This window comes from Haliscomenobacter sp. (genome assembly GCF_040403615.1).
GTDB lineage: Bacteria > Bacteroidota > Bacteroidia > Chitinophagales > Saprospiraceae > Haliscomenobacter.
The window spans coordinates 24,057-32,520 of the sequence record NZ_JBBAKG010000073.1; the positions used below are offsets into that span (position 1 = coordinate 24,057).

At 49.5% G+C, this 8,464-nt stretch carries 7 protein-coding genes; 5 read left to right on the top strand and 2 right to left on the bottom strand.

Translation table 11 applies throughout. From position 1 onward, the window contains the following. Positions 1 to 270 precede the first annotated feature (270 nt). Positions 271 to 567 carry a hypothetical protein gene (locus ABW391_RS20330; RefSeq protein WP_353483748.1) on the top strand — a complete coding sequence of 99 codons (297 nt, stop codon included), beginning with the start codon at positions 271 to 273 and terminating at the stop codon, positions 565 to 567. 178 nt (positions 568 to 745) lie between these two features. Here the strand turns inward: ABW391_RS20330 and ABW391_RS20335 are convergent, their stop codons facing one another. Both ABW391_RS20335 and ABW391_RS20340 read right to left on the bottom strand, forming a co-directional pair. Further along, entirely contained in the window at positions 746 to 1,036 is a 291-nt protein-coding gene (locus ABW391_RS20335; RefSeq protein ID WP_353483749.1) for a nucleotidyltransferase family protein, read from the bottom strand. Between the two features lie 91 nt (positions 1,037 to 1,127). Beyond that, a complete protein-coding gene (locus ABW391_RS20340; RefSeq protein ID WP_353483750.1) occupies positions 1,128 to 2,681 on the bottom strand; it encodes an alkaline phosphatase D family protein in 1,554 nt (517 codons plus the stop codon). 153 nt (positions 2,682 to 2,834) lie between these two features. Here ABW391_RS20340 and ABW391_RS20345 point away from each other — a divergent pair, with 153 nt between their 5' ends. The 4 genes from ABW391_RS20345 to ABW391_RS20360 all read left to right on the top strand — a co-directional run bounded on the left by ABW391_RS20345 (position 2,835) and on the right by ABW391_RS20360 (position 8,460). After that, complete coding sequence (locus ABW391_RS20345; protein ID WP_353483751.1) at positions 2,835 to 3,422, top strand: 3'-5' exonuclease; 588 nt, start codon at positions 2,835 to 2,837, stop codon at positions 3,420 to 3,422. A gap of 71 nt (positions 3,423 to 3,493) precedes the next feature. Continuing rightward, positions 3,494 to 6,532: an aminotransferase class III-fold pyridoxal phosphate-dependent enzyme gene (locus ABW391_RS20350; protein ID WP_353483752.1), complete on the top strand. Its 3,039-nt coding sequence runs from the start codon at positions 3,494 to 3,496 to the stop codon at positions 6,530 to 6,532. Positions 6,533 to 6,745: 213 nt separating this feature from the next. After that, positions 6,746 to 7,195 carry a LexA family protein gene (locus ABW391_RS20355; protein WP_353483753.1) on the top strand — a complete coding sequence of 150 codons (450 nt, stop codon included), beginning with the start codon at positions 6,746 to 6,748 and terminating at the stop codon, positions 7,193 to 7,195. Then, positions 7,192 to 8,460, top strand: coding sequence for a Y-family DNA polymerase (locus ABW391_RS20360; RefSeq protein ID WP_353483754.1), 1,269 nt, complete (start codon positions 7,192 to 7,194; stop codon positions 8,458 to 8,460). The genes ABW391_RS20355 and ABW391_RS20360 overlap by 4 nt, the downstream gene beginning before the upstream one ends. Positions 8,461 to 8,464 lie beyond the last annotated feature (4 nt).

Consider the following 8,464-nt stretch of genomic DNA (forward strand, 5'->3'; position numbering starts at 1 on the left):
CGGAAGTGGAGGCGGGTTAAGCGAAAAACTGTTTGAGTCCCGACGCAGGAGGGGCGAGTTTTTTTCGCGCCGCCGGAGCTTTCGCAAAATCGTAGGATTTCAATACAGCCTTGATTTTTTTGGTTACTTTTTGTATCAGACAAAAAGTGACAAATATTCAATAGCGGTTTACCTGCTCATCCTTTCCGTAAAGTTTTGTAGTGTAAAACGACCTTAAAACTGCTTTTACTGCGTTATTTTTGCTACCTAAATCAAAAAAACTACCTCCAAATGAACTTTGAGCAATTTCAAGCATCGCTTCAATCCGATACACCACCAATTTTTGCTGACCCACTGGTACTCGCACTCTGGCACGAAGGACGGAACGAATGGGAAAAATCCCACAACATTGCTCAGGACGTCCATTCCAAAGAAGGCTCCTGGGTACACGCCTACTTGCACCGCAAAGAAGGCGACATCTGGAATGCCGATTATTGGTACAACCGGGCGGGGCGAAAGCGTCCTGGGGTAAGTCTGGAAAAAGAATGGGAAGAGATGGTGCGCTGGTTTTTGGCGCATAAGGGGTAATTCCCATGATTTTATTGCCTTTTGATTGCGAAAGGCTAAAGACATAAAACGGCAATTCTTGCTAAATCAGAAATTTATCATAAGATTTATTAGTCATAAATTTTGCAATGCTTGTGTATACTCAAAAATCCGATTTACGGCTTCAAGCATATCTTCCATCAATACTTTATCCGATCGTTCAGACATAAACAATATCTTTTACGATGAAGGGCATCAAATTTGGGCGGATGGCTTTTTTAGAAACCAGATCTACTTTATAGCCCAGCAAATCTTCCAGTTCGATAGCCAAATCAATAATTTCCCAGCCTACAGGCTTAGAAAATTCAACTAAAATGTCTATATCGCTGCCCGTTTTCTCTTCTTTTCGAGCTACAGAACCAAATATCCCTAACTCTTTGATGGGGTATTTGAGAAAGAGCAAATCTTTGTTTGCAGCAAGAATACCTGTAGCAACATCAATCAAAGGCATGGTGATTTTTTTTACAATTTAAATGCTTTTCACTTAAAAACAAAACCCTAAATTCAATTGAACACTGATTAACCCACAGACCCGATCCTCCCTACTCCGCCTTGATCCTCTGCTCAAACAAACGCTTGCCCAGATTGTCCCACAACGCTACGCTCATTTCCTGACTGTCTTTGTCAATGTTGACTTCGCCAAAAAACTGCATGCCCGCCAGAGGCGATAAATTGGATTGTCCGGCAGGCGGCGCTTTTTGGAAAAGCACCTGTGGGCCGAAGGTATTGTCCAGTTCGCCTGGTCCAAAAGTTCCCGCATTCAAAGGGCCAGCCACAAACTCATAAAAGGGGCGGAATTCCTTAAACTGCGCTTTGGCCGGATCGTAATAGTGAGCGGCACAGTAGTGCACATCTGCCGTAAGCCAAACCACGTTTTTGATCTCGTTGTGCAGCATAAAGCGCAGCAAATCTGCCGTTTCCAATTCCCGACCCAGAGCTGGGCCATTGCCGTTGGCACCATTCTCAAAAGTCGATTTCGTGACGTAATCATCGTATACAATCAAGCCAAGCGGCATATCCGAAGCGATGATTTTCCAGGTGGCTTTCGAGGCCAGCAAGCCTTCTTTCAGCCATTGAATTTGTTGTCTGCCTAGCAGCGCGGTTTCGGCACTTTGGTGTTCCTGTTTGTTGGCCCCGTTGTTGCCCCGGTACGAACGCATGTCAATCATGAACACATCGAGCATGGGGCCGTAGGGGATTTTGCGGTAAATGCGCTCGGGGTCATCGCCATTGCTGCGGATGGGATTGTACTCCATAAATGCCCGTTTGGCGCGGGCGGCCAGCAAGGCTACATTCTTTTCCTTGAAGCGATTGTCGTTGTGAATTTCTTCAGGATACCAGTTGTTGAGTACCTCGTGGTCGTCCCATTGGTACAGAATGGGCACTTTGGCGTTGAACGCACGCAAGTTTTCATCCAGGAAATTGTATGTATAATTGCCTCTGAATTCTGACAGTGTTTCCGCTACTTTTGACTTTTCCTCAGTCACAATGTTCTTCCAAATTTTTCCATCAGCAAGCTTGACCTCCGCCGGGATCGGCCCGTCTGCATAAATGGTATCGCCGCTGTGGATGAAAAAATCCGGATTGCGTTGGGCCATTTGGGTATAAATTTTCATGCCCCCTAATTCTGGGTTGATGCCCCAACCCTGGCCACAAGTGTCTCCACCCCATTGGAAGCGCACGTTGCGCAATTCGCCTGGGGTACTGCGCAAACGCCCCATGCTGGATTCCGACCAGAGTTTGAGGTCTTCCAGACTTTGGTAGCGCACGCGGTAAAATATTTCTTGCCCAGAGGGCAAATCCAAGATGTCGATTTTGGTGGTAAAATCCAGTTCTGCCAGTGCTGCAGGCCCTTGAACCGTTTTGAAATGGGCAAAACTTTCGGTAGTTGACCAATCGATCCACATGCGCGAAGGACGATCCGCTTTTGCCCAAATCATCGCCCTGTCGCTCATGATGTCGCCCGAGCTGATGCCACAAGGTAATCCTGGGCGCATGGACGGGCTACGCTGGATGTAAAACCAGCTGGGTACGCTGGTCGCAGCAGCGGCATAACTCAATTGCTTGACGAATTGGCGACGAGAGGATTTGGACATTGGCTTGGCTTTGGATGAGGGGTTTGAAAGCTGCGAAAATGGAGCTTTTGGCTTCGCATTGCGATTGGAATTTTCTCCATTTTGGCAACTTTCAAACCCTAAACTTTTCAAGTCTAAAGGTATTGCGTACTTTGTTTCCTTCAATGCGATTTTATGATTTTATTTCTGGATACCGAAACCACAGGACTGCCACTGAACTGGAGTGCCCCCATTTCCCGGGTCAACAATTGGCCACGCATGGTGCAGTTGGGTTGTCAACTCTATGACGAAAGTGGGAACTTGCTGGAACAACGCAACTTGATTGTCAAACCGGTAGGATATACCATTCCAATCGGGGCAGTTCGAATTCACGGCATCACCACCGAGCGCGCCAAAGCGGAAGGATTGCCCTTGGCAGAGGTGCTGGAAGATTTCAGGCTGCTTTTGGAACGGAGCTCCTTGTTGGTCGCGCACAACATCAATTTTGACCACGCCATTGTCGGCGCCGAATACTACCGCCTGATCAATGAAGACCCACTCTTGGATTTTCCCAAATTTTGCACCATGACCAGCCCGGAAGTGATCAAACATTGTGCCTTGCCTGCCAACAGTCCGCGGGGTGGCTACAAATGGCCCAAACTGGAAGAATTGCATTACAAGCTGTTCAAGCAAGGCATCAGTGGCGCACACGATGCCCTGGTGGACATTGCCGCTACGGCGCGTTGCTATTGGGAGTTGAAGCGGTTAGGGGTGATCGCTTAGGAACGCACAGGTCTCTTTGGAAGTAAACTGATTAAAGCGCTCACATTAAAAATAAGGGAAAAACCAATACCATGCTTTTATCTTCCACCGAAGTTCAGCAATTGGCTGAAGCGTATTTTCAACTCAAGGGCAGTATCCGCCCTTTAAGCGGTGAAGTAGACCTCAATTTTTTACTGGAAACCGAAAAAGGCGAGCGCTTTTGCTTCAAAATCGCCCATCCAGAAACGGCAGTGGCGGATTTGGAATTCCAGAACGCCATGATGGAGCACTTGCAAGCGGCTGGTTTGGGGCTGGAAATCCCGGTTCCCTTGGAAGGTAAGGGAGGCAAAAAAATCATCACCCACCAATTCCCCGGTGGCGAAGTACGCTACCTCCGCGCCTTGACCTGGGTGGATGGCCGCTGTTTTGCCGAGGCCAATCCCCATACTCCCGCTTTGTTGGAAAAAGTAGGCGCTCTCTGCGGCAAACTCAGTGCTGCTCTGGCTGATTTTGACCATCCCGCTGCCCATCGCTGGATCAAGTGGGATCCTTCACAAGCCATTTGGACGCAGGATCAGTTGCAGGCCATTCAAGATACGGAGAAGCACAACCTGGCTGCCTGGGCATTGGACTTGTTTCAACAAAAAGCCTTGCCGCTGTTTTCACAACTGCGCCAAAGCGTCACTTACAACGACGCCAACGACTACAACATCCTGCTCAGCTTTGATCCTCTCAACCCGGAAGTGCCGGGCGTGATCGACTTTGGCGACGCAGTATTTACCCATGCCATCAATGAATTGGCGATTGCGATTGCTTACGCCGCCATGGACAAGCCCGATCCGCTGGCAGTGATCAGCCAAATGACCCGGGGCTATCATGCCCATTATCCCTTGCAAGCCGCCGAAGCCGAAGCACTGTTTCCGCTAATTGTAGCGCGCTTGTTGATTTCTGTGGTGTGTTCTGCACAAAACCTGGTGGCAAATCCCGACAATGTCTACCTGCAAATCAGCGATCGGCCTGCCTGGGATTTATTGGGAAAACTGCAAAAGGTTTCTCCTGTACTGGCGCAATGCATCATTCGGGAGGCTTGTGGTTGGCCGCCACATCCCAACGCGGACAGGTTTATCAACTGGGCAAAAGCCAATCACGCGCAACTTGCAGCCTTGGTAGAAGTTGATTTGCACGGCGCATCATGTACCTGGCTGGATTGCAGTGTGGGCAGCCTGGAATTGGGCAATCATGCCGATATCGCGGATGCCCAGCGCTTGCACCAGCAAATCCTGGCAACCATGCAGAGCGCAGGGGCGCAGGTTGCCATTGGCCGCTACAACGAAGCGCGGCCGTTGTACACCACCGATGCTTTTGCGGTGCAAGGCAACGAAGGCCCGGAGTGGCGCAGTGTCCACATTGGTCTGGATGTGTTCATGCCCGCAGGAACGCCCGTTTTTGCTCCGCTGGATGGGGTAGTGCACAGTTTTCAGGACAATGCTGCCGACCGCGATTATGGCCCGGCCATTATTCTGCAACACGAAGTCAGTCCCGAATTGACTTTTTATACCTTGTATGGCCACCTGAGTCGCAGATCCCTGGAAGGTTTGTACGTCGGCAAACCCATTGCGAAAGCCGAACGTTTTTGCTGGATGGGACCGATGCCCGAAAACGGCAACTGGTCTCCGCACCTGCATTTTCAGGTGATGCTGGACATGCTGGATATGCGCGGCGATTTTCCCGGGGTGGCGTTTCCCAATCAACGGGCGGTTTGGACGGGCATTTGCCCCGATCCCTGGTACTTGATTGCGGGCGAAGCCTCGCCACCGGCAGTGGGCACTGAAATCGATCAAATCCTGGCCGCACGCCGCCAATCGCTATCGCCCAACCTGAGCATTTCTTACGCCGATCCGCTCTACATGCATCGCGGGGTAGGGGCTTTTCTGTTTGACCATACCGGGCGACGCTACCTCGATACGGTGAACAACGTAGCCCACGTAGGCCACGAACACCCTCGGGTGGTCAAAGCTGGCCAACGCCAGATGGCGGTGCTCAACACCAATACGCGCTACCTGCACCCCAATCTCACCCGCTTTGCAGAGGCTTTGTTGCGTACAGCGCCCGCGCCTCTGGAAGTTGCTTTTTTTGTCAACAGCGGCAGTGAAGCCAATGAATTGGCCTTGCGACTGGCCAAAACCTATACCAATCAGCAGGACATTCTGGCCCTGCAAGTGGGCTACCACGGCAACACCAACGCCTGTGTGGAAATCAGCTCTTACAAGTTTGATGGCCCGGGGGGCAAAGGCGCTTCGCCCTGGGTGCAGGTGCTACCTCTGCCGGATACCTATCGCGGTTTGTACCGGGGCGATACGATTGTTTCGGCCCAGCAATATGCGCAACACGCCGATCGTACCATCGAGCAAATGCAAGCTCAAGGCCGTGGCCCGGCTGCTTTCATTGCCGAAACCATCGTGAGTTGTGGCGGACAAATTCCGCTTCCACCCACGTATTTGCAGCAGGTGTACCACAGCGTTCGCGCTGCCGGCGGATTGTGCATCGCCGATGAAGTGCAAACGGGTTGCGGTCGACCGGGAGATTTTTTCTGGGCGTTTGAAGCCCAAGGGGTTGTGCCAGATATTGTAACCATCGGCAAGCCCATCGGCAATGGCCACCCGCTGGGTGTCGTGCTGTGCACCCGCGCGGTAGCCGATGCATTTGCCAACGGCATGGAGTATTTCAATACGTTTGGCGGCAATCCGGTATCCTGTGCCATTGGCCTCGAAGTCTTGAACGTGATCCGGGAAGAAGGCTTGCAGGAGAATGCCCTGCTGGTGGGCAATTATTTGAAGCAGGGGTTGAGTGAACTGTCCCAACGCTTCCCACAAATCGGAGATGTACGCGGGAGTGGCCTGTTTTTGGGCATCGAATTGGTCAATGATCCAATCGAAAAATCGCCTGCGGCAAAAATGGCCTCCTACATCGCCAATCGCATGCGCACCCTGGGCATCTTGATGAGTACCGATGGACCTGATCACAATGTGTTGAAAATCAAACCGCCCATGGTATTTGGAATGGAAAATGCAGACTTCTTGCTAGGGATGCTGGAAAGGGTGATGGGGGAGGATGGGAGTCAAAAAGGGTAAATTGTACGAAGACAGCTTAAAGTTTGGCATTTTTTGTTTGTACGTTGGGTATTCACAAAGCCACTGTCAAAATTCTACAAAGATATGGTAAATCAATCCATCGGTTATTTAAAAATGTAAACATTTCGTTGTTTTTAAGGTGTATCTTGTTTTAATTTGCCTAATCTTGTTGCGGCAAGTAACATGCTATGAAACAAAAATCGGCGGATCACCATGAACAAAACACCTGATGGCACATACAAAGTGCCGGTCATTCCCATTGAGCGTATTAGAACCATCTTACCCTATTTCGAGTCTGTTTCTGCTGGATTTCCCTCTCCTGCGGACGACTATGTGGAAGAAAAGCTAAGTCTTGATCGTTATTTGATCAAAAATCCGGCCTCAACTTTTTTTCTCAGGGTTTCGGGCACTTCAATGACTGGAGCCGGGATTTATCCCAACGACATTCTCATTGTTGACAGGTCGTTAGAGCCAAAGAACAAAGACGTAGTCATTGCTTTGATTGATGGGGAGCTAACCGTAAAACGCTTTATCAAAGCCAACAACAAATTTTACCTGAAGCCTGAAAACCCCGATTTTAAACCAATTGAAATACCCCAGGATCGGGAGTTTATGATTTGGGGCGTCATTACCAACGTCATCCATAAGCCATACGAACTATGAATTTCTTTGGCTTGGTAGATTGCAATAATTTTTATGCAAGCTGCGAACGGGTATTCAATCCCCAACTGATCAATCGGCCGATCATTGTGCTCTCCAACAATGACGGTTGTATCGTTGCCAGAAGCAACGAGGCCAAAGCTTTGGGCATTGGCATGGGTGAGCCCTATTTTAAGGTGAAAGACCTGGTGCTGAAAAACAAGGTCGCGGTTTTTTCAAGCAATTACGCCCTGTATGGCGACATGTCCGAAAGGGTCATGAATATGCTGCAAAATGCTTGTGCAGAGGTAGAGATTTACTCTATCGATGAAGCTTTTATGCGGCTGGATTTTCACAGCTATACCGAAGCGGAGTACGCGTGCTATGGTTCCAATCTACGGCAGAAGATTCTGAAAGGAACGGGTATTCCCGTTTCCGTTGGCATCGCCTCCACCAAAACTTTGGCAAAATTGGCCAACCACATTGCCAAAAAGCAAACCAAAGATGGCGTGTACATCCTTCACCCCGATGATGCAAAGCTAAAGGAGCTGGAAATTGATGAACTATGGGGCGTAGGTTCTGCTTACAAAAGAAGGCTCAACGCAGTGGGGATAAAAACCATCACCGACTTAGCCAAGGCTCCAGAAGGGTGGATGCGAAAAGAATTTGGTGTGGTAGGCTTGCGGCTGCTCAAAGAAATCAAAGGCTTTGCGTGCTATGATTTAGAAGCCCAGGTCGAAAGCCGGAAAACCATGATTGTTTCCCGCTCTTTCTCCAAAGATGTGTATCAACTGTCAGAACTGACCGAAGCAATGGCTACTTATGCCACAAGGCTCGGAGAAAAACTTCGGCACTACCAACAGCAAACCAGTGTCATCACCGTTTTTCTAATGGTCAATCAGTTCAAAAATAAGCGTCGGGACGGAAAGGTTTCTTTTTCAAGAACGGTAGAGCTTCCGCACTCTACCTCAAATACCAATGAACTGATTGCCTGGGCAATTGCCGTCACCAAAGCCATGTTCCAGGAAGGAACAAACTACAAAAAGGCAGGGATCATGGCAGCAGAGCTAAGTCCCGAAAATCAGTTGCAAACCAACCTCTTTGTTCCAGAGGAAAAAACGCTCCAATCCGCTCAGTTGATGAAATCGGTTGATGCAATCAATCAGAAGATGGGCAAGAATACAGTGTTCTTTTTGGCTTGTGGTACCAAGCAGGATTGGAAGTTGAGGTCTGCTCAGAAGTCGAAGAAGTTCACGACGAGTTGGGAGGAGTTGATGGTGGTTGGGTGAGCAA

Bases quoted from the DNA above. Each gene is read 5' to 3' on its own strand.
- ABW391_RS20350 (WP_353483752.1), top strand. From the start codon at position 3,494: ATGCTTTTATCTTCCACCGAAGTTCAGCAATTGGCTGAAGCGTATTTT.
- ABW391_RS20340 (WP_353483750.1), bottom strand. From the start codon at position 2,681: ATGTCCAAATCCTCTCGTCGCCAATTCGTCAAGCAATTGAGTTATGCC.
- ABW391_RS20330 (WP_353483748.1), top strand. From the start codon at position 271: ATGAACTTTGAGCAATTTCAAGCATCGCTTCAATCCGATACACCACCA.
- ABW391_RS20360 (WP_353483754.1), top strand. From the start codon at position 7,192: ATGAATTTCTTTGGCTTGGTAGATTGCAATAATTTTTATGCAAGCTGC.
- ABW391_RS20335 (WP_353483749.1), bottom strand. From the start codon at position 1,036: ATGCCTTTGATTGATGTTGCTACAGGTATTCTTGCTGCAAACAAAGAT.
- ABW391_RS20345 (WP_353483751.1), top strand. From the start codon at position 2,835: ATGATTTTATTTCTGGATACCGAAACCACAGGACTGCCACTGAACTGG.
- ABW391_RS20355 (WP_353483753.1), top strand. From the start codon at position 6,746: ATGAACAAAACACCTGATGGCACATACAAAGTGCCGGTCATTCCCATT.